Raw genomic sequence first — 307 nt, 5'->3', positions numbered from 1 at the left:
TTCAGCCCCGATGGCAAGACACTGGCTTCTGGTAGTGATGACAAGACGATCAAACTCTGGGATGTCAGCACAGGCAAAGCGATCAAAACCTTGACTGGGCATAGCAGTTCGGTCTTAAGCGTAGCCTTCAGCCCCGATGGCAAGACACTGGCTTCTGGTAGTGATGACAAGACGATCAAACTCTGGGATGTCAGCACAGGCAAAGCGATCAAAACCTTGACTGGGCATAGCAGTTCGGTCTTAAGCGTAGCCTTCAGCCCCGATGGCAAGACACTGGCTTCTGGTAGTGATGACAAGACGATCAAAC

General features: G+C 51.5%; 1 protein-coding gene. It reads left to right on the top strand.

Features of this window, described 5'->3' with window-relative positions:
- Positions 1–307: WD40 repeat domain-containing protein (locus tag ACM0OX_RS35800; RefSeq protein ID WP_414519966.1), on the top strand; the 307-nt coding region annotated here is incomplete at both ends.

It is taken from the genome of Nostoc sp. PCC 9305 (genome assembly GCF_963920915.1).
Lineage (GTDB): Bacteria > Cyanobacteriota > Cyanobacteriia > Cyanobacteriales > Nostocaceae > Nostoc.
Note: the sequence above shows the minus strand (reverse complement) of the source record. Positions and strands in the feature narration are given on the sequence as shown.